This window comes from Allomuricauda sp. R78024 (assembly GCF_044596045.1).
In the GTDB taxonomy this organism is placed as follows: Bacteria; Bacteroidota; Bacteroidia; order Flavobacteriales; family Flavobacteriaceae; genus Flagellimonas.
Map to the genome: position 1 here is coordinate 1702894 of NZ_CP138995.1, position 20749 is coordinate 1723642.

18 protein-coding genes are annotated in these 20749 nt (G+C 37.5%); 7 read left to right on the forward strand and 11 right to left on the reverse strand.

The window, feature by feature from the left end:
• Window positions 1-62 precede the first annotated feature (62 nt).
• From asnB to SJY44_RS07600, 3 genes are all read left to right on the forward strand, one after another.
• The gene (gene asnB, locus SJY44_RS07590; protein WP_396591904.1) at window positions 63-1733 is read left to right on the forward strand and encodes an asparagine synthase B; all 1671 of its coding nucleotides are present in this window, start codon (window positions 63-65) and stop codon (window positions 1731-1733) included.
• Between the two features lie 250 nt (window positions 1734-1983).
• Window positions 1984-3924, forward strand: a complete 1941-nt coding sequence (gyrB, locus tag SJY44_RS07595; protein ID WP_396591905.1) for a DNA topoisomerase (ATP-hydrolyzing) subunit B — start codon at window positions 1984-1986, stop codon at window positions 3922-3924.
• A gap of 72 nt (window positions 3925-3996) precedes the next feature.
• Complete coding sequence (locus SJY44_RS07600; protein WP_298928674.1) at window positions 3997-5007, forward strand: DUF6588 family protein; 1011 nt, start codon at window positions 3997-3999, stop codon at window positions 5005-5007.
• A gap of 76 nt (window positions 5008-5083) precedes the next feature.
• Here SJY44_RS07600 and SJY44_RS07605 read toward each other — a convergent pair whose 3' ends face one another.
• Complete coding sequence (locus SJY44_RS07605) at window positions 5084-5452, reverse strand: hypothetical protein (RefSeq protein ID WP_298928671.1); 369 nt, start codon at window positions 5450-5452, stop codon at window positions 5084-5086.
• Window positions 5453-5697: 245 nt separating this feature from the next.
• Here SJY44_RS07605 and SJY44_RS07610 point away from each other — a divergent pair, with 245 nt between their 5' ends.
• Together SJY44_RS07610 and secDF are read left to right on the forward strand one after the other, a co-directional pair.
• Complete coding sequence (locus SJY44_RS07610; protein ID WP_298928664.1) at window positions 5698-6624, forward strand: malate dehydrogenase; 927 nt, start codon at window positions 5698-5700, stop codon at window positions 6622-6624.
• Window positions 6625-6763: 139 nt separating this feature from the next.
• Window positions 6764-9727: a protein translocase subunit SecDF gene (gene secDF / locus SJY44_RS07615; protein WP_396591906.1), complete on the forward strand. Its 2964-nt coding sequence runs from the start codon at window positions 6764-6766 to the stop codon at window positions 9725-9727.
• Window positions 9728-9793: 66 nt separating this feature from the next.
• Here secDF and SJY44_RS07620 read toward each other — a convergent pair whose 3' ends face one another.
• From SJY44_RS07620 to folE, 10 genes are all read right to left on the reverse strand, one after another.
• Window positions 9794-10564 carry a HEAT repeat domain-containing protein gene (locus SJY44_RS07620; protein ID WP_396591907.1) on the reverse strand — a complete coding sequence of 257 codons (771 nt, stop codon included), beginning with the start codon at window positions 10562-10564 and terminating at the stop codon, window positions 9794-9796.
• A gap of 11 nt (window positions 10565-10575) precedes the next feature.
• The gene (locus tag SJY44_RS07625; protein WP_396591908.1) at window positions 10576-10899 is read right to left on the reverse strand and encodes a hypothetical protein; all 324 of its coding nucleotides are present in this window, start codon (window positions 10897-10899) and stop codon (window positions 10576-10578) included.
• Window positions 10900-10910: 11 nt separating this feature from the next.
• On the reverse strand, window positions 10911-11426 hold the full coding sequence (locus SJY44_RS07630; protein ID WP_396591909.1) for a GNAT family N-acetyltransferase: 516 nt from the start codon (window positions 11424-11426) through the stop codon (window positions 10911-10913).
• Window positions 11413-12672 carry an ATP-binding cassette domain-containing protein gene (locus tag SJY44_RS07635; protein ID WP_396591910.1) on the reverse strand — a complete coding sequence of 420 codons (1260 nt, stop codon included), beginning with the start codon at window positions 12670-12672 and terminating at the stop codon, window positions 11413-11415. The genes SJY44_RS07630 and SJY44_RS07635 overlap by 14 nt, the downstream gene beginning before the upstream one ends.
• Window positions 12673-12718: 46 nt before the next feature.
• Complete coding sequence (locus SJY44_RS07640) at window positions 12719-13243, reverse strand: GNAT family N-acetyltransferase (RefSeq protein WP_396591911.1); 525 nt, start codon at window positions 13241-13243, stop codon at window positions 12719-12721.
• A complete protein-coding gene (locus SJY44_RS07645) occupies window positions 13244-13726 on the reverse strand; it encodes a DUF192 domain-containing protein (RefSeq protein ID WP_396591912.1) in 483 nt (160 codons plus the stop codon). It abuts the gene before it with no gap.
• A 1-nt stretch (window position 13727) separates the two neighbouring features.
• Window positions 13728-14696 (reverse strand): prolipoprotein diacylglyceryl transferase, encoded by a 969-nt coding sequence (lgt, locus tag SJY44_RS07650; RefSeq protein WP_396591913.1) that lies wholly within the window; start codon window positions 14694-14696, stop codon window positions 13728-13730.
• Window positions 14697-14817: 121 nt separating this feature from the next.
• Window positions 14818-15045, reverse strand: coding sequence for a membrane protein insertion efficiency factor YidD (gene yidD, locus SJY44_RS07655; RefSeq protein WP_163418107.1), 228 nt, complete (start codon window positions 15043-15045; stop codon window positions 14818-14820).
• A gap of 27 nt (window positions 15046-15072) precedes the next feature.
• Window positions 15073-16554 carry a cysteine--tRNA ligase gene (cysS, locus tag SJY44_RS07660; protein WP_396591914.1) on the reverse strand — a complete coding sequence of 494 codons (1482 nt, stop codon included), beginning with the start codon at window positions 16552-16554 and terminating at the stop codon, window positions 15073-15075.
• Window positions 16555-16568: 14 nt separating this feature from the next.
• A complete protein-coding gene (folE, locus tag SJY44_RS07665) occupies window positions 16569-17249 on the reverse strand; it encodes a GTP cyclohydrolase I FolE (RefSeq protein ID WP_298928635.1) in 681 nt (226 codons plus the stop codon).
• Between the two features lie 133 nt (window positions 17250-17382).
• Here folE and SJY44_RS07670 point away from each other — a divergent pair, with 133 nt between their 5' ends.
• A complete protein-coding gene (locus SJY44_RS07670; protein ID WP_396591915.1) occupies window positions 17383-19188 on the forward strand; it encodes a T9SS type B sorting domain-containing protein in 1806 nt (601 codons plus the stop codon).
• Window positions 19189-19303: 115 nt separating this feature from the next.
• A complete protein-coding gene (locus SJY44_RS07675) occupies window positions 19304-20749 on the forward strand; it encodes a T9SS type B sorting domain-containing protein (RefSeq protein WP_396591916.1) in 1446 nt (481 codons plus the stop codon).

Genomic DNA, 20749 nt, shown 5'->3' on the forward strand with positions numbered 1-20749 from the left:
GATGTTTTATTTATGAAACTATAAAATCATATTTGTATTAAAATTGTTATAAATATAAAGATATGTGCGGAATTGTATGCGCGTTTGATGTTAAGGAAAGTACGGAAGCGCTGAGGCCTCAACTATTGGAAATGTCCAAAAAAGTTAGGCATAGAGGCCCAGATTGGAGTGGAATATATGCAGATGATAAAGCAATACTAGCTCATGAGAGGTTGGCCATAGTAGATCCAGCATCTGGAAAGCAACCACTTTTCAGTGCAGACGAAAAATTGATTTTAGCAGCTAACGGCGAAATTTATAACCATAGGGAACTTAGACAGCAGTTTGAAGGTAGTTATGAGTTTAAAACCAAATCGGATTGTGAGGTAATTTTAGCATTATACCAAGAGAAGGGTGTTGATTTTGTTGATGAACTGAACGGAATTTTTGGTTTTGCCATATATGATAGCGAAAAAGATGAGTATTTCATCGCAAGAGACCATATGGGAATTATTCCACTATACATTGGCTGGGATAAAAACGGAACCTTTTATGTGGCTTCAGAACTTAAAGCTTTAGAAGGAACGTGTTCAAAAATTGAATTATTTCCTCCTGGTCACTATCTACATAGTAAAGACGGTGAATTTAAAAGATGGTATAAGAGAGACTGGATGGATTATGAAACCGTAAAGGAGAATGAAACCAGTATTGCGGAGATTAGAGATGCTCTAGAGGCTGCGGTCCATCGTCAATTAATGTCTGATGTGCCTTATGGGGTTTTGTTATCTGGTGGATTGGATTCTTCGGTAACTTCTGCAGTTGCAAAAAAATACTCTCAAATGAGGATTGAGTCAGGGGATACCAAGGAAGCTTGGTGGCCCCAATTACATTCTTTTTCTGTTGGATTGGAAGGTTCGCCAGATTTGGCCGCTGCCCAAAAAGTGGCGGAGCATATTGGAACTATTCATCATGAAATAAAATTTACGATACAAGAAGGTTTAGATGCCATTAAAGACGTTATCTATAATTTGGAAACCTATGATGTTACTACCATAAGGGCTTCTACACCTATGTATTTAATGGCAAGGGTAATTAAGTCAATGGGAATAAAGATGGTTTTGTCAGGAGAAGGTGCTGATGAGTTGTTCGGAGGATACCTATATTTTCATAAAGCGCCAAGCCCAAAAGATTTTCATGAAGAAACAGTTAGAAAACTGGATAAGTTACACATGTATGATTGTCTTAGAGCTAACAAGTCACTTGCTGCATGGGGAATTGAAGGACGAGTTCCGTTTTTGGATAAGGAGTTTATGGATGTTGCCATGCGCATCAACCCAAAAGATAAAATGATTAATGGGGAGCGTATGGAAAAATGGGTGGTTCGTAAAGCGTTTGAATCGTATTTGCCTCACAGTGTAGCTTGGAGGCAGAAGGAGCAATTTTCAGATGGAGTGGGTTACAGCTGGATAGATACATTAAAAGAGCTGGTGGATCAGGAAGTAAGTGATGAACAATTGGCAAATGCCCATTTTAAGTTTCCCATACAAACACCCGCAAGTAAAGAAGAGTACTATTACCGTTCTATTTTTGAAGGGCATTTCCCTTCAGATGCAGCGGCATTGAGCGTTCCACAGGAACCTTCGGTGGCTTGCAGCACAAAAATAGCTTTGGAGTGGGATGAAGCCTTTAAAAATATGAATGATCCTTCGGGAAGGGCCGTTGCTAACGTACACGAAGATGCATATATAAAATAACCAACCAATTTATAGAATATGATGTAGGAAGATGCCGTTTTGTTTCATTTTCAATTAGTCAGAAAAGCCCCTTAACTAAGGGGCTTTTTGATGCTTTCCAAGGTAGGTTTCACATTAAAAACCAAACCTTATTTTTCCACATTCACTTGTTGATAACTTAGAGGTCGCAAATGGCTTCAAGTACCTAATTCCATTGGGTATTCCTTATATTTGTAAGATTTGAAAATTTCAAGGCTAATAAAGAAAATATATGAGCGAAGAAGCTAAAAAAGACCAATATTCAGCGGACAGTATTCAGGCCCTGGAAGGGATGGAGCACGTGCGCATGCGACCTTCCATGTATATAGGTGATGTTGGGGTTAGAGGACTGCACCATTTGGTATATGAAGTGGTTGATAATTCCATAGATGAAGCTATGGGTGGCCATTGTGACACTATTGATGTTATTATTAATGAAGACAATTCCATAACAACAAAAGACAACGGTAGAGGAATCCCTATCGACCTTCATAAAAAGGAAGGTGTTTCTGCCCTAGAGGTGGTAATGACCAAGATTGGTGCTGGTGGTAAGTTTGATAAAGACTCTTATAAGGTTTCTGGGGGTCTACATGGTGTTGGGGTTTCCGTAGTTAATGCTTTGTCCGCTCATTTAAAGGCCACGGTCTTTAGAGAAGGAAAAGTATGGGAGCAAGAATATGAAAGAGGTAAAACCCTATATCCTGTTAAAAGCGTAGGCGAGAGTCAAGAAACGGGTACAGTGGTGACCTTTATACCAGATGAAACCATTTTTTCCCAAACCATAGAGTATAGTTATGATACTTTGGCAAATAGAATGCGTGAGCTTTCTTACTTGAATAAAGGTGTTACTATTACCCTTACAGATAAGCGAAATAAGGATGATAAAGGAGAATACATCTCGGAAACTTTTCATTCTAATGAAGGATTAAAAGAATTTATCAAATTTTTAGATAGTAATCGTGAGCCACTTATCAAAAGTGTCATCTCAATGGAAGGTGAAAAAAATGGAATTCCCGTAGAAGTAGCTATGGTCTACAATACAGGGTTTACCGAAAACCTTCATTCTTACGTAAATAATATCAATACTCACGAAGGAGGAACTCATTTGTCAGGTTTTAGAAGAGGATTAACATCTACCTTAAAAAAGTATGCAGATAGTTCTGGGATGCTTGATAAGCTAAAATTTGAGATTGCTGGTGATGATTTTAGAGAAGGGTTAACAGCCATTGTTTCGGTTAAGGTTGCAGAACCTCAGTTTGAAGGTCAGACCAAAACTAAATTAGGTAATAGAGAGGTGACCAGTGCCGTAAGTCAGGCAGTTTCAGAAATGCTGACTAATTATCTGGAAGAACATCCAGACGATGCAAAAGTAATAGTCCAAAAAGTTGTTTTGGCAGCTACAGCAAGACATGCAGCTGCAAAGGCTAGAGAAATGGTCCAACGCAAAACGGTAATGAGTATTGGAGGACTTCCAGGAAAATTATCAGATTGTTCAGATCAGGATCCTGCTAATTGCGAAGTGTTCTTGGTAGAGGGTGACTCTGCAGGAGGAACAGCCAAACAAGGAAGAGATAGAAAGTTTCAGGCAATCTTACCTTTACGTGGTAAAATCTTGAATGTTGAGAAAGCTATGCAGCACAAGGTTTTTGAAAACGAAGAGATTAAAAATATCTACACGGCCCTTGGTGTTACTATCGGAACAGAAGAGGATAGTAAAGCATTGAACCTTGAAAAATTACGCTACCACAAAGTAGTAATCATGTGTGATGCGGATGTAGATGGTAGCCACATTGAGACCTTGATTCTTACATTCTTCTTCAGATATATGCGTGAATTGATAGAAGGGGGACATGTTTACATAGCAACCCCACCATTATATCTTGTTAAGAAAGGGACCAAAAGAAGATATGCTTGGAATGATGAAGAACGTGATCAGATTGTAGAGTCTATGAACGGAGCTGCGGGAATACAACGTTATAAAGGTCTTGGTGAAATGAATGCAGAACAATTATGGGATACTACGATGAATCCTGATTTTAGAACTTTGCGACAAGTTACCATAGATAATGCAACAGAAACTGATCGTATCTTCTCAATGTTAATGGGGGATGAAGTGCCTCCAAGACGTGAATTTATAGAGAAAAATGCCGTCTATGCGAACATAGATGTATAGATAACTGCTGTTTCACAACAAAAACTCGCTCTTACAAAGCGAGTTTTTTAGTTTTAGGAAAAATTTTACAAGATGAAAAGAATTGTTCTTTTATTCGCATTAAGTAGTTTTTCCTTTGGAATAGCACAATCTAATTTAAATGATCTCTTAGCAGCCGGTCTAAATGACGCCGAGCGATTCACAACAGCTTGGTTAGCTCCGGTAACTGAAGCAGGGGTTTATAGTATTTCCAATGGATGGTATAATTCAGCTGATGCAAAACCATTAGGTGGGTTTGAAATTTCTATTATTGGTAATATAACAGGATTCAAAAATAAAGCTGATAAAAAAGCTTTTACGCTAAATACGGCGGATTATGAAAACCTTACGTTTGTTGATGGCAGTACTTCTAAAGAAGTAGCAACGGCACTTGGTGATATAGAAGGAGTTGATGTTGCAATTAACGCAACTATTGAAGGACAACAGGTAAGTACAGAATTTGAATTGCCATCTGGTCTGTCTTCAGAAGACCTAAACTTTGTTCCTTCAGGATATATTCAAGCTAGCGTAGGTTTAATCAAAGGAACTGAGGTTAAAGCTAGATTTTTACCAAAAATAAAAACAGATGATGTCTCCATTGGACTTATTGGTTTTGGAGTTCAACATGATTTTACAAAACACCTTCCTGCAGACAAATTACTGCCTGTTGCAATCTCTGCGGTAATTGGATACACCAAATTAAGTGGTGAGTATGATTTTACTAGTACGGAAGCTATAAGTGGTGAAAACCAGCGTATTGACGCCCAATTTAGTTCTTGGAACTTTAGTGCTGTAGTTTCTACACGTTTGCCTGTCATCAATTTTTATGGAGGCCTTAATTATATCACCGGAAAAGCTGATACCGATATTTTAGGTAGATATGAAATTGAAACCATCGCCGCACCAATTGTTTATAATGATCCGTTTGCCATTAGTAATAAAGTGAGCGGAGTATCAGGAAACATTGGAACAAAATTGAAGTTGGGTTTCTTTAGATTAAATGCAGACTATAACATAGCCGAATTTAGCACTTTTACATTTGGAGTGAACTTCGGATTTAGATAGAAAATAACATTATAATATAAAAAAAGCCCCAACGAAAGTTGGGGCCTTTTAATTTTCATATTGCGCGTCTTCTTAATTACTCTCTAGTGGCGAAGACGGTGCCATTCTCTAGAGCTAATATTTCTGGGTCATTGGTCTCTTCCAAACTTACAATAACATCGGTTATTTCAGTATCTGAATAAATAATGGTATAAACGCCATTTTCTTCAGACCATTTAAAATCGGTGTAAAATAATAAGTTGGATTCAGAATAACTTTGGTATCTACCTAAGTAGACGTCGTTGAAAATCCACTCCTCTCGGGTGGCGTTTTCGTTTTTGTTTTCAAGAGTTGAGCCAGATCTAGCCCAGATACCTAAAATAGGATCATTATTTTCTGGGATACTGGTACAGTTGCTAATAGCAATTATGCATACAATTGACAACAATGAAAAGAACTTTTTCATAGGCTAAGTAGGTTAAACGTAATTTGGGATTATTAGAACGCTGATTTATAAAGAACTATTGTTGCAAATTCGATGTATGGTATACCTAACATATATTTCTTCGTTGAACTACATATTTTATTAACATTAGGTTTAATTTACCTACAAGACTATAGGAAAATAGATGTTGTGTAAAATGTCAAAAATCAGTTTTTTTCTTACCTAAATGCCTTATTTTTGAACGATTAAAATTTAAACCTAAAAAGATGAAAGTTACCGTAGTAGGAGCAGGCGCTGTTGGTGCAAGTTGTGCCGAATATATCGCAATGAAAAATTTTGCATCAGAAGTTGTCTTATTGGACATTAAGGAAGGATATGCAGAAGGGAAAGCAATGGATTTAATGCAAACAGCTTCCTTAAATGGTTTTGATACCAAAATTACAGGAAGCACAAGTGATTATTCCAAAACTGCTGGTAGCGATATCGCTGTAATTACATCAGGTATTCCTCGTAAACCGGGAATGACACGTGAGGAACTTATAGGTATTAATGCGGGAATTGTAAAGACAGTATCATCTAGCCTTTTAGAGCATTCACCAAATGTTATTTTAATTGTTGTAAGTAATCCAATGGATACCATGACCTATTTGGTACATAAAACCACAGATTTGCCAAGACATAGAATTATAGGCATGGGCGGCGCTTTGGATAGTGCTCGTTTCAAGTACAGATTGGCAGAGGCATTAGAAGCCCCAATCTCTGATGTAGACGGTATGGTGATTGGCGGTCATAGTGATACAGGTATGGTTCCATTAATTGGCCATGCAACAAGGAATAGCGTTAAGGTTTCAGAGTTTTTAGCAGAAGACCGTATGCAACAAGTTGTTGAAGACACCAAAGTAGGAGGTGCCACACTTACAAAACTATTGGGAACCAGTGCATGGTATGCCCCTGGAGCTGCTGTTTCTGGATTAGTACAAGCAATTGCTTGTGATCAGAAAAAAATGTTTCCATGCTCTACACTTTTAGAAGGAGAATATGACCTTAATGATATTTGTATAGGTGTGCCTGTAATACTAGGTAGAAACGGTATTGAAAAGATTGTAGAAATTGAATTAGGCGACGCAGAAAAGGCCAAAATGCAAGAAAGCGCGGAAGGAGTTAAAAAAACTAACGGCCTACTTCAATTGTAAGCTTTGATACATTTTAAGATTTAAAATAAATGGGCAGGAGACTGCCCATTTGCAATTCCACTAAATTCTATTGGCAAATCTTGTGGGAAATGATATATTTGCACGCTGTTTAAGAAAACTTCTAAAAATTTAATAATCAATGCAAAATAAAGGACTTATAAAGCTTTTTGCGCTCCTTTTTGGTTTGGTAAGTATTTATCAGCTTTCCTATACATTTATCGCAAGTAAGTTAGAAGGGGATGCCGAAACATACGCCATTACTCAAATTTCGGAAGCTGAGGAAGATTATGTGGCTAAGCGTGAGGCTTTAGAAGCATCATATTTAGATTCCATTGGTAGCAACCCTGTCTTGGGATACACCAGTTATGACGATGCTAAGAAAAAAGAACTGAACAAAGGATTGGACCTTAAAGGAGGTATCAATGTGACCTTACAGATTTCTGTAAAAGATATCTTGAAAGGTCTTGCAAACAATACTAAAAACCCAATTTTCAATAAAGCTTTGGCGGATGCCGATGCTGCTTCTAAGAATAGCGATAACACCTATTTGGAGTTGTTTTTTGAAGCTTTTGATAATATAAAGGGAGATGCCAAATTAGCTTCCCCCGATATTTTTGCAAACAAGGGATTGAGCGATGTTGTCAATTTTCAGATGACCGATGATCAGGTTAAACCTATCATTAGAACTAAGATTGATGAATCTATCGTTTCGGCTTTTGAAGTACTTCGTGAACGTATTGATGGTTTTGGAGTAACGCAACCTAACATTCAGAGAGAAGGAAATTCTGGCCGTATTTTGGTAGAATTACCAGGAGCAAGAGACATTGCAAGAGCGCAAGAGTTGCTATCAAGCACAGCTCAATTAGAGTTCTGGGAAACCTATGCACAGAGCAATCAGAGCTTGGGAAGCTTTTTTGTTAATGCAAATGAGAAACTTAAAGAGATTTTAGAACCTGTTGAAGAAGAGGAAGAAATCTCTAAACCAGAATCAGAAATTGATTCTTTATTATCAGATGTTGCCCAAGATTCTTTAGACTTAACAACTCAAGCAAACCCATTATTGGGTAAATTGATTCCTGCTAACCCAGGGAGTCATGCAATTGCTAGAGTATTGGTTACAGATACTGCCGAAATAGGTGGATACCTTAGAATGCGAGAAATCAGAAGGCTTTTGCCAAATGATGTACAGTTTACTAAATTCCTTTGGGAACGATCTGCTAAAGATTCTGAACTAGCAGAATTATATGCTTTAAAATCGAATAGAGACAATACTCCTAGAATAAGTGGAGATGTGGTTTCTGATGCGCAAGACACTTTTGATCAATACAACAAGGCTGCGGTAAGCATGACCATGAATACAAAAGGGGCGAAGGAATGGGAAAAGTTGACTGGTGACGCTTTCAACAACCAAACCGGTATTGCTATCGTCTTGGATAACAAAGTATATACCGCTCCAGGAGTTTCTACAGGGCCAATATCAGGTGGTCGTTCAGAAATTACAGGAACGTTTACCGTAAATGAAACCAAAGATATTGCGAACGTATTGCGCGCAGGTAAATTACCAGCCTCAGCGGAGATTATTCAATCAGAAGTTGTTGGTCCATCTTTAGGGCAAGAAGCTATAGATAGTGGTTTTATGTCTTTCTTGATAGCCATGATGTTTGTATTGGTTTGGATGGTTTTCTATTACGGAAAAGCTGGAATCTTTGCAGATATTGCGTTAATATTGAACATTCTATTAATTTTTGGAGTACTTACAAGTTTAGGTGCTGTATTGACTTTGCCAGGTATTGCCGGTATTGTTTTGACCATAGGTATGTCTGTGGATGCCAACGTACTGATATTTGAGCGTATTAAAGAAGAATTGGCACGTGGTAAAGGAAAGGCACAAGCTGTAGCTGATGGTTTTAGCAATGCACTGTCCTCTATTTTAGATGCGAATATCACAACAGGACTTACTGCAATCATACTTTTTATCTTTGGTTCAGGTCCAATTAAAGGATTTGCAACTACCTTATTAATAGGTATTGTTACTTCTTTGTTTACAGCAATTTTTATTACACGCTTGTTGGTGGATTGGTATGTTTCCAAAAAGGGAAGAAGCCTAGATTTCTCTACACCCATAACCAAGAACCTGTTCAAGAATATGACCATCAATTTCTTGAGTAAACGTAAGATTGCTTATGTGGTTTCTTTGATTCTTGTTGGTGTTGGAGTGTTCTCTTTGTTCACTACTGGATTGCAACAAGGAGTTGATTTTGTTGGAGGACGTTCCTATCAAATCCGTTTTGAAAAAGCCGTTAATCCATCTGAGATAGCTTCTGAACTAAATACTGTATTTGGTAGTGGAACCAATGTGAAAACTTTTGGTGAAGCCAATCAGATTAAAGTGACTACACCTTACAAGGTGGAAGTTGAAGGTATCGAAGTGGATAATGAAATTCAGAATAAATTATATACATCACTGCAGAAATATTTGCCAGATGGGACTTCTTTTGAAGACTTTACGGTAGGAGCATCAGTGCAGTCAATAGGCATATTGCAATCCGTTAAAGTTGGTCCGACCATTGCGGATGATATTAAGAACAACGCCTTTTTAGCGATTATTGGTTCTTTGGCTGTTGTATTCTTATATATCTTATTACGATTTAGAAAATGGCAGTTCTCTTTAGGAGCTGTTGTAGCGGTATTCCATGATGTTATGATCGTATTGGGTATCTTCTCTTTAACGGGTAGTATTATGCCGTTTAATATGGAGATTGACCAAGCTTTTATTGCGGCAATTCTTACCGTAATTGGTTACTCCTTGAACGATACGGTGGTAGTGTTTGACCGTATTCGAGAGATTGTAAATCTAAAAGGATGGAACAATGGAGAAAATATAAATCAAGCATTAAATAGCACTTTGAGTCGTACATTGAATACCTCGTTAACAACATTAATAGTGTTATTGGCCATCTTCGTCTTTGGGGGAGAAAGTCTAAGAGGATTTATGTTTGCGATGATTGTTGGTGTGATTGTAGGTACATATTCATCTGTATTTATTGCAACGCCAATCATGTTTGATGCATTGAAAAAGAAAATAGCAGGAGCTGACGAATAGGGTTCTATAAGATTCATAATATTAAAAAAGCCACCTTCAAGGTGGCTTTTTTATTTCCCTAAAATTCTACTTATTTTTTCTGCCGTAGTTTTCATCGATATAGGCTACAGCCTGGTTTTGGGTAAGTACGGCAAAGTTTTTATAGCGATGGTGGACATCTACAATTTCGTCTAAAGCTTTTTCAACAAGCTCCTTGTTTTCCCAAGTCCTTAATTCTTTCACTACAATAGCTAAGCATCCTTTTTTATAAGCTATTTGTCCCAAAACATGAATTAATGTGTTTTTTACGCGGGCTGTTGGGTCATACTGTAATTCTTTTAGCAATGGGAGAATGTCTTGGGGATGTGTCCGTCCTCTTAATTCTATACCATGGCAAATCTCTCGTCTAACTTCTTTATCTGGATGGTGAAGGTACTTTTTAGCCCAATTTAGAACAGGGGTTGGGTTTTTCTCTCCCATTTTTTTTATAGAGCCTATTACTGCATTTCTAACTGAATGGTGTTCATCAAACAGACCCTTATCAAAAAAGTACTCTACATTTTCAAAATTAATCTTGCCTAATTCTCCAGCAGCATTAATTGTAGTCTGCCTTACCTTTTCAAGTTCAGATTCTAGAAGTTGGTTAAGTAGGGTGATAATAGAAGAGGAGCCAATCTTGTTGTCTTTATATATTTTTCCAACACCCAAATATCCAGCTTTTCTAATATAGGTATCCTCATCTGAAAAGTACTTAAGAATGGTTTCTGTTTGTCTTTTTTGAAGGTCACGCAGTATGTCCGATTCGATTGTATGAACTAGGTCTACTCGTTGTTCTTTTGACAAATCATAAAAACCCATGGTTATTAAATTTATTTTGGAGATAAGGACATTACATATTCAAATCCTTTTTTAAGATATTTCCCCAATGTTTCTTCATCCTCCAATAACGATTCAGGAATCAAGACATATTCCCGCATTGTTGCACCATAGGATATAAAAGGTTTAGCTCCATAAGTTTCATCAAACTTGACCGTATCTTCCTTAGAAAGGCGAATGCCTAACTCACCGTCTTTGTTTAATAGGGAAAACATGTATCCGTTTGCCGAAGTATAAGGCATGGTTTTCCCCTTTCTAACAAAGTTGGGATTTGCTTCTACCACCTTATCGTATAGTTGAAGTATTTCTTCTCGCACAAGATTTCGATTTAAATTAAATTTTTGGTCATTGCCTGAAACTCAAAATGTTCCTTTCCAATTTGGAAATCATGGTCACCAATGGTTTCAAAATCATTTTTTTCATAGAACTTGATTGCCCTCACATTAGTTTTTAAAACAGATAACCAAATTTTTTCGGAGTTGCTCATAGCTGCTCTACTCAGCAGTTCATTTTGTAGTGAGTGACCAACTTTCTTGGATAGAAAATCTTTCAAGACATATATTTTTTGAAGTTGGCACACATTTTCCGCAGCAATAAATTTTGATGGGGAGTTTAGTTTCAATTTAGCATAACCAACAGGAAGCTCATCAATATAGGCAAGCCAAAAAATATTATTCGGTTTTTCAATACTATTACGAATTTTTTGAACTCCAAAAGTCTGATCCAAATATTGGTACAAGTCGGTTTTATCAGTAAAGAAATGACCAAACGTTTCAGTAAAGGTAATTCTGGCTAAAAGGGCTATATAGGTTGCATCCGTTGTGGTCGCTTCAGTTATTCGCATGATTTGTTACTTTTCCGGTCGAACCATTTTTATTCATAGTTAAAATGTAATCAAATTGTGGCTCTAATCCAACCTCAGTTCTGTGGGAAACAAAAATAATTGCTGTTTCACTTTCTTGCGAAATTTTGTTGACCAAAGCAATAAATAGCGCTGCACTGGCATCATCCAAACCAGCGGTGGGTTCATCCAAGATTAGTAATGGTGGATGTTTTACCATTGCCCTTGCCGTCATAACCAATCGCTTTTCCCCTGTGGTAAGTTCCAAGAATGGGATTTTTCTTTTGTCATAAAGCTGTAAAAGTTTTAGCCATTGATTAGCCAAACGTTTTTCTTGATCAGATGGATTGGTATAAAGACCTACGGAATCATAAAACCCAGAGATGACCATATTCTCTGTGGTATGGTATCCTCTAAATTTATCAGTCATTGCTGGAGTAAAATATCCAATTTCCTTTTTTAAATCCCACACACTTTCTCCACTTCCCTTTTTTTTGCCAAATAAAGTAAGGTCTTGTCCATATCCTTTGTGACTATCACCTGTAATCATGGATAGTAGGGTAGTTTTTCCGCTACCGTTAGGACCAATAAGCTGCCAGAATTCACCTTTATTGATAGTCCAATTGATGTTACTCAAAACTTGACGGCCATCAAAACTGACGGATACGTCTGCGAAATTGATAAGCTGAGTGTTCTCAACTTCTGAGGGTTTAATCGGCGATGGAATGGTTTCAATGAATTGAATGGAGGCTTGTTCGTGCTGTTTCCAGAATGTTTCTGGTGAAGCGTAAGAGAACAATTTGTTTCCATCTAGTTTAAAGAAATCAGTGGTTATTCGTAAAATATCGTTTGAACGACTTACCAGCTGAACTAAACTGGTGGTTTTGCAAATAGATAATAATTGTTCTTTTAAATTGGTCTGGGTGGCAATGTCTAAATTGTCAAAAGGGTTGACCAACACCAAAAAATCAGGTTTTTGCTCCAGTAAATGACTCAGCAGGGCTTTTTTTTGTTCCCCACTGCTCATAGATTTTAAGGATTGGGAAATTCCTTGAGTTAGAATTTTAGTGTCGTGCCGTTCTTCTTCGTCCATGAAACGTTCAATCTCAGATCTTGAGAAAAGCAATCCTTTTTTATTGTGTAATTCTTTAAACTCATCAATAACCGAGTTACTCAATAGATCATGCACCAAACCTTTAGTTTGGGACTTATTGTTGATCAGTATCGCGTAGTTTTTATGCTGATTCATTCAACTATCAATATCCAGAATTGGATTACTGTTCTGAAAATAAAGATTATCCTTGATTTACCCTAAAAATATGAACGGGATTGTCCTTGTAGGTGGTAGTTTTGTCCAAGTGCATACCGTTTTTGAGTGCCACTTTTTGTGAAGGAATGTTGTCAATATGAATTATAGAGATCAAAGAATTTGCAAAGTTATTCTCAAAAGCAAAATCTTTACATTTTTGAGCTGATTCAAAAGCAAAACCTTGTAACCAGAATTCAGGTAAAATGGAATAACCAATCTCTAATTCTTCAACTTCATCAACATTTTGAACCAAAAGACCGCACATGCCAACCAATTGGTTGGTTTCTTTTAGAACAAGGGCGTTCATGCCACCCAATCCTAGGTCATATCGTTCAAAAATTCGCGCAAACTGTTCTTTGCATGCTACTGAAGGATCAGTGGGTAATCCATCCCAATATTTAGTGGATAATGGATTTTGATAGAATGGCATCCAATCATCGAAATCTGAAGATAGAAATCTTCTAAATTCTAATCGCTCTGACGTTTGATTTTCTAATAAGTAAAGGGACATCTATTCTTTAGTAAAGGATATGGCATCACCAATATCCAATCCCAATCTTTCGGAAAGGCCTGCATTAATTTCCAACACATATTTTACTGGAACTTTGGAAGAAAGCCCTGTTTCATTGTATGGTTGGGCATCTTTCTGAAAACTGGCAATTTTTAGACTTTCATCGATATAGATAATATCCAAAGCAATTTGTGTGTTCTTCATATAAAAAGAGTGCATGGCCACATCAGGAAAGATAAATAACATTCCTTGATTGTCTTCCATGGATTCACGATACATTAATCCAGTCTGGGTTTCATATTCAGATTCAGCAATTTCAATATCTAACTGGGTTAATATGGAATCGGTTTCTTGTTTTAAAATAGTTAGAACCCCTTCTTTTGTGAAGCTGATAGCCTCAGTTTTTATTTCCTTTTTGGATTCTGTTTTGCAAGATTGCAATAACAGAACAGAAATAAATAAGACTGTAAAAAGTGTTCGCATTCTAAGTAGTAGTTTTGGTTGAACTTGGTCTAAACATAAAATATATTCCTACTAGAATCATTGGAATACTTAACCATTGTCCTGTGGAAAGAAGCCCCAATGACTCCTCAAAACCTCCTTGGCTCTTCTTAAAGTATTCCACAAAGAAACGAATGGTCCATAGTCCTACCATAAAGAAACCAAACAGGTAACCTGTCTTATCTTTTTTGTTTGTTTTCCAATACAAAAAATATAGTGCCACAAACACAAAAAGATAGCAAACACCCTCATATAATTGTGCCGGGTGTCTGTATGGAATTGATTCTAAAACGCTTGAAAATTCCGGATTGTTCTCAATTGCTTTATAGGCAGCACTAGCAGTCTTTTCTTTGGTGATGGACATAGCTTTGTAAGCGGGCATATCATCTGAATCTCTTATAAAACGAGTGGCCAAAGCAAAAGATTTGTCCACAATTTTTCCATTTATTTCTGAATTGAAAAAATTTCCCAGTCGTACAAAACCAGCTCCGATAGCAGTAGCAACGACCATTCTGTCAAGCAGCCAAAGCATTTTTATATCCTTCCATTTTCTGCAATACAGCCATACACCAATAATGGCCGCTATTGTAGCGCCGTGACTTGCCAATCCCGTGAAACCTGTGAATTCGTAACCGTTTATAAACCCAAATAAAGACTCGTTCGCACTTTCTCGGATAGGCAATAGGATTTCCACTAAGTGGTTTTTGTAATAATCCCAGTCGTAAAAAAAGACATGCCCCAAGCGTGCTCCTAACATTATGGAAACTACTCCATGGATAAAAAGCGAATCTAATTTTTCCATCGATTTTTTTTCATTCAGGAAAATTCGCTTCATAATATACCACCCCACAACAAAAGCTGCAATCCAGAGTAAGTTGTAATATTTAATCTGGATAAAACCCAATTTAAATAGGGTGCCATCTGGATTCCAATTAAAGCCTAGGAAGTACATGTGTAAAATTTTTGGGCTAAGATAAATGTTTTGGACGGTTGCCAAGTTAGATTAACTTGATTTTTAGAAGTTCAGCTTTAATAGTGAATTAGCGCATGCTCTCCTTCTAAAATAGATTCTACTAAGGAACAGGGTCATATCCTTTACCGCCCCATGGGTTGCAGCTAAAAATTCGCTTTATGGACAACCACCCTCCTTTAAAGAGGCCATGCTTTTTTAATGCTTCTAAAGTATAGGCAGAACAAGTAGGGGAGTACCTGCATGTGGCGGGGGTATATGGTGAAATTAAAAGCTGGTATAATCTTACCAAAAGAACAAAAGGAGCAATAAGGATTTTTTTAATCGACATTCCTTTTATTCAATATGATTTATCCGTTTAATTTATGCTGAAACTAGTGCCGTCTTTTCCATCTTTAAGCTGAATGCCCAAGGCAGTCAATTTATCCCTTATCTGATCAGAAGTGGCAAAATCTTTATTGGCGCGCGCTTGATTTCGTAGCTCAATCAATAAATCCATAACACCGCCCAATGCATTGGAATCATCTTTTACAGTGGATTGATTTTCCAGTCCTATAACATCATAAACAAAGGTGTTCAATGTATTTAGAAGTAAGGTTTTATCTTCTTCGGTAATACTTTCTTTACCTTCTTTGATTAGATTGATGTGTTTAACGGCATCAAAAAGATGCGCAATGAGGATGGGTGTATTAAAATCATCATTCATGGCATCATAGCATTTTTGCCGCCAAGTGTTAATGTCGAAATCAGATTTGGTTCCAGTGCTAAGGTTCTTAAGGTTTTCCATCCCATCCATCAAACGATTATATCCTTTTTCCGAAGCTAGGAGCGCATCATCACTTAGGTCTAAAATACTTGTGTAATGAGCCTGCATCATAAAAAACCTTACAGCAGATGGAGCGTATGCTTTACTTAGAATATCGTTTTCACCAGTAAAAATCTCTGAGGGATATATATTATTTCCAGTAGACTTGGACATTTTTTTTCCATTCAAGGTCAACATATTGGCATGTAACCAATATTTAACTGGGGATTTACCTTTGCTAGCTTCTGCCTGGGCAATCTCACATTCGTGATGGGGAAATTTTAAATCCATTCCGCCACCGTGAATATCAAATGCCTCACCAAGATACTTGGTGCTCATTGCGGTACATTCCAAATGCCAACCGGGGAAACCATCTCCCCATGGAGAAGGCCAACGCATTATATGCTGTGGCTCTGCTTTTTTCCAAAGGGCAAAGTCTTGAGGATTCCTTTTTTCATCCTGTGCGGTAAGCTCACGGGTATTGGCAATCATATCTTCCAACTTTCTCCCACTAAGCTTGCCGTATTCGTTACTCTCGTTAAATTTTAGAACATCAAAGTATACGGAGCCATTTGCCTCATAAGCGTAACCTTTTTCAAGGATTTCTTTTATGATTTCTATTTGCTCAATAATATGACCCGTAGCTGTGGGTTCTATACTAGGGGGTAAAAAGTTGAATTTTTGGAGCGTGTTATGAAAGTCAACAGTATAACGTTGAACTACTTCCATTGGTTCAATTTGCTCTAGTTTTGCCTTTTTGGCAATTTTGTCCTCTCCATCATCTGCATCATTTTCCAAATGTCCGGCATCCGTAATATTACGTACATACCTTACTTTAAAGCCCAAATGCTTAAAATACCGGAAAATCATATCAAAAGACATGAAGGTACGGCAGTTTCCAAGGTGAACATTACTGTAAACTGTTGGTCCACAAACATACATACCAATATGGCCTTCATTTATGGGTTGAAAAACCTCTTTCTTTCCTGAAAGTGAATTATGAACTTTTAGGGTTTGGTTCTTATAAAGTTGCATTGAAAAACTAATGTTTAAAAATCGGTATCTAGGTTGATGTAGTCCAAAAATTCTCTTCTTACGGCTTCATCTTTAAATTTTCCGCCATATTCTGCCGTAACAGTGCTGCTTTCAATATCACGTATTCCCCTAGAATTTACACAGAGGTGTTTTGCGTCTATGACACAAGCAACATCTTCCGTTCCCAATACTTTTTGAAGCTCTTTAACAACTTGGATGTTCAACCTTTCTTGTACCTGCGGGCGTTTTGCATAGTAATCAACCACACGGTTCATTTTTGAAAGACCTACGACTGTTCCATTGGAAATATAAGCAATATGGGCTCTTCCTATAATAGGTAGCAGATGGTGTTCACAAGTTGAATACAGAACAATGTTTTTCTCAACTAACATCTCCCCATATTTGTACTTGTTTTTGAACGTGGAGGATTTTGGTTTTCTATCAGGATGAAGTCCACCAAAAATCTCTTTTACATACATTTTGGCTACCCTATTTGGCGTACCGTTAAGGCTGTCATCATCTAAATCAAGACCGAGGGTCAGCATAATTTCCCTTACACTTTTTTGTATTCTCTCAATCTTTTCATCCTCGCTCAATACAAACGCATCTTTCCTAATAGGGGTCTCTGATGAAGAGCCAACATGGTCGTTGCCTCTTTCCTCATATTGTTCTTCCAAAGCCTGCTCTAGTTTCATTTCCTTTTTCTTCAAGAAGCAAAGATATACATTAATACCCTATTTAACATCTGGTATACCTAGTTTGACAACATAAATTATTGTTAAGGCAAAAGCTGATTTATTTTTATAACACCCAAACTTACAACCCTTTATGGTAAAATTGTTGACGAAGGTTTTAGCGGTTGTTTTCTTTTGCCAAATGGCTCATTCTCAAGTTACTTCAGAATGTTCCGATGCTATTCCTATTTGTAATAATACCCCAATAAATGGTGGAGCCAATGGTTTTGGCACAGATGACTTCAATGGAGCTACTTCTAGTGGATGTTTGGAGCAGACCATTTCCGGTGCCATAGAGTCCAACTCAGTATGGTACAGATTTAGAACTGCCGCCGCAGGGCAATTTGGTTTTAATATAGGGCATGATAGCACAGAAGATTGGGATTTTGCACTATACAGAGCTAGTAGTTGTGGTAGTTTAGGTGATCCTGTTCGCTGCAATTTCTTCGATAATAGTGATTTTAAAACATTTATTGGTGTTGGGGAAGACCCTACCGGGGATGAAGATTCTGTCCATTATGAAGACTGGGTCAATGTAAACCCTGGTGAAGACTATTACTTGCTGATCAACAATTTCAGCAACTTAAATTCTGGCTTTTCCATTCAATTTACGGGAGATATTTGGGTAACCAACCCAAATGATGCCTTAGATTGTTCCATAATAAATAATTTATTGGGTCCTCCGATTGCTGCTTGTGAGAATGAATCAGTTGTTTTAAATGCCACTACTTCCGGTGCAACAGCTTATGAGTGGTATAATGATACTGGCAGTGGATTTCAACCAATAATCGGAGCTATTTCATCAACATTAAATGTTTTGAACTCTGCGATGTACCGTACGGTTGTAACAACTCCTATGGGTACAATTATCAGTGATGTTCAAGTGGCGTTTAATGCGGTTCCTACAACAAGAACAATGATGGACGAGGTTTTATGTCATACCGATGATATGACATTTGATTTGGAATTAAAGGATTTAGAAGTACTTGGTTCACAGAACCCAGATAATTATATTGTTAGTTATCACAGTTCTCAGGCAGATGCTACAGCAGGGACAAATCCCTTGATGAAACAATATGAAAAGAGTTCAGGGCAAGAGGTTATTTATGTAAGAACAACTTCTTTGGCAAACCCTAATTGTTATGATGCTTCAGAGAGCTTCGTTTTTGATGCCATTGAAACTCCAGAACTTACTTTCCCAGAAGAAGTGACTATCTGCGAGGATTCCAGCGGAATTGTAATTGGGGAGACCATACCTAACCCTAGCTATACCTATTTATGGAGTACAGGGGAACAAACACCAAGTATATCTGTTTCTCAAGGTGGGGAATATAGGGTAACAGTCACCAATTCTTCCAATGGATTAAGTTGTGAGTCACAGAGAACGATAAGTGTTCAAACATCTAGTTTGCCTATTATATCAGATATTGAAATTGAGGATTTGCAATCAAGCAATACCTTGACCGTTATCACTGAGGTTGATGGGGATTTTGAGTATCGATTGGATGATGGAGCGTTTCAAACAAGCAATGTTTTTAAAGGTGTGCTGGGAGGTACACATTCGGTAACCATGAGAGATATTTATGGTTGCGGAGAAGTTGTGGAAAGTAATATTGTTATAGTAGGATTCTCGCCTATTTTCTCACCAAATGGAGATGTGCTTAATGAAACTTGGCAAGTTGAAGGACTTTCAGAATTGAATGATCCTATTATCACTATTTATGACCGATATGGTAAACTAATAAAAGAAATGACGGAATTTAGTGCTGGTTGGGACGGTAGTCTTAACGGAAGGCCGCTTCCTTCCACAGATTATTGGTTCAAATTATCCTATTTAGATGATAGTGGAAATAGGATAAATGCAAAGTATTTACAGAACCATTTCTCCTTGAGAAGATAGTTTATTATGCATTTTATCGATTAACTGTATTATTTTTCGGTTGAAAAATAATAAAAGAGTGTTTTGGGCAGTTATACAAGGTAGATTACAGAATAACCTTTAGCCCCAAAATTCTATGAGAGCTCTATTTAGCGCTATCTGTTGTTTATTTCTATTTACTATAGGAGCAAATGCTCAAAACTCCCCAGATTGTAGAACAGCCATTCCTGTTTGTGCCGATGCGCCTATTTTGTCCACTACGGATGGAAGTGGTGATATTGATGATTTTGACCCAGATGTAATAACCGAATCAGGCTGTTTAGAAAAAGGTAGTGTTAGTTCTGCCAATATTGAAAACAACACTTCTTGGTATGTTTTTAGGGCAGGAACAGATGGGCAGATTGGTTTTGACATTGAAGCACTTCCTGTTACCGCGGGAGGAATTGTTACATCAGAATTGGATTTTGCGTTATATGGACCTTTTGACCAAACTACGGGGCAAAATTTTTGTACTCTAGTCGGCAATGGTTCGGCACAACCTATACGTTGTAATTACGAAGTAAATGATACAGGATATACCGGAGTAGGGGTAAACTTTGCTGATGGGAGATTGGGTGCACCATTTGTGATTGGAAGTCAGAATACCTATGATGAATGGTTAGATGTAACTGCAGGAGAAATTTACTACCTGTTTATAAATAATTATAATACCAATTTTGACGGAGATGCAGAGCCTTTTGAGCTGAGATTTACAGGAAGTTCTGTAGACGCCGACCAAGATACCGCTTTGGATTGTACGTTGCGTGATGAATTCTTAGGATTGGATATCATTGCTTGTGAAGGTGATCCAGATATAATATTGAGTGCTTTAAATTCTCCAGCTGGACCTGCTGTAGCAAATGTTACTTGGGAATTGGATGCAGATGACGATGGTACTTACGAAACAGTTTTGGCAAGTGGCCCTACAGAGACGGAATTTACAGTTACAAGCCCTAATTCTGGACGTTATAGAGTGACCATTGAAACTACTTTGGCCACTGTTATCACCGATGATATTCTTATCACTTTCTATGGAGTTCCAGAATTAGACGAGGTACGCGTAATTGATGATTTAGTCAATAGTGATCAAACAGATCCTTACAATATAGAAATTATTCCTTTGGGTGATGGAGATTATGAATATGCGATTAATGGTGGAGAATTTCAGGATGACCCGTTATTTTTTGATGTGCCACCAGGTGAAAATACAGTTATTATCAATGATAAAAATGGTTGTGGTATTACAGAACCTCTTCCTTTCTTAGTGGTTGGTTATCCAAAGTTCTTTACCCCTAATGGTGATGGCATACATGACAATTGGAATGTATTGGGAATTGAAACCCTCACGGACCCTAGCGTTTTTATCTTTGATCGTTACGGAAAGTTATTGAAAGAATTAGATGTAACAGGAGGCTGGGACGGTACGTTTAATGGAAGGCAATTACCATCTTCGGATTATTGGTTTCGTTTAGACTACGATCGTGATGATTCAGGCGTTGTTGTTGCACGCTCTGTTAGAAGACATTTTTCTTTAGTGCGCTAA

Excerpts from the sequence above, each read along its gene's own strand:
- cysS (WP_396591914.1), bottom strand. The coding sequence starts at position 16,554 with ATGCAACTTTATAAGAACCAAACCCTAAAAGTTCATAATTCACTTTCA.
- secDF (WP_396591906.1), top strand. The coding sequence starts at position 6,764 with ATGCAAAATAAAGGACTTATAAAGCTTTTTGCGCTCCTTTTTGGTTTG.
- asnB (WP_396591904.1), top strand. The coding sequence starts at position 63 with ATGTGCGGAATTGTATGCGCGTTTGATGTTAAGGAAAGTACGGAAGCG.
- SJY44_RS07670 (WP_396591915.1), top strand. The coding sequence starts at position 17,383 with ATGGTAAAATTGTTGACGAAGGTTTTAGCGGTTGTTTTCTTTTGCCAA.
- SJY44_RS07635 (WP_396591910.1), bottom strand. The coding sequence starts at position 12,672 with ATGAATCAGCATAAAAACTACGCGATACTGATCAACAATAAGTCCCAA.
- yidD (WP_163418107.1), bottom strand. The coding sequence starts at position 15,045 with ATGTCGATTAAAAAAATCCTTATTGCTCCTTTTGTTCTTTTGGTAAGA.
- SJY44_RS07630 (WP_396591909.1), bottom strand. The coding sequence starts at position 11,426 with ATGCGAATAACTGAAGCGACCACAACGGATGCAACCTATATAGCCCTT.
- SJY44_RS07610 (WP_298928664.1), top strand. The coding sequence starts at position 5,698 with ATGAAAGTTACCGTAGTAGGAGCAGGCGCTGTTGGTGCAAGTTGTGCC.
- lgt (WP_396591913.1), bottom strand. The coding sequence starts at position 14,696 with ATGTACTTCCTAGGCTTTAATTGGAATCCAGATGGCACCCTATTTAAA.
- folE (WP_298928635.1), bottom strand. The coding sequence starts at position 17,249 with ATGAAACTAGAGCAGGCTTTGGAAGAACAATATGAGGAAAGAGGCAAC.
- SJY44_RS07620 (WP_396591907.1), bottom strand. The coding sequence starts at position 10,564 with ATGGGTTTTTATGATTTGTCAAAAGAACAACGAGTAGACCTAGTTCAT.
- SJY44_RS07640 (WP_396591911.1), bottom strand. The coding sequence starts at position 13,243 with ATGTCCCTTTACTTATTAGAAAATCAAACGTCAGAGCGATTAGAATTT.
- SJY44_RS07600 (WP_298928674.1), top strand. The coding sequence starts at position 3,997 with ATGAAAAGAATTGTTCTTTTATTCGCATTAAGTAGTTTTTCCTTTGGA.
- gyrB (WP_396591905.1), top strand. The coding sequence starts at position 1,984 with ATGAGCGAAGAAGCTAAAAAAGACCAATATTCAGCGGACAGTATTCAG.
- SJY44_RS07605 (WP_298928671.1), bottom strand. The coding sequence starts at position 5,452 with ATGAAAAAGTTCTTTTCATTGTTGTCAATTGTATGCATAATTGCTATT.
- SJY44_RS07645 (WP_396591912.1), bottom strand. The coding sequence starts at position 13,726 with ATGCGAACACTTTTTACAGTCTTATTTATTTCTGTTCTGTTATTGCAA.
- SJY44_RS07675 (WP_396591916.1), top strand. The coding sequence starts at position 19,304 with ATGAGAGCTCTATTTAGCGCTATCTGTTGTTTATTTCTATTTACTATA.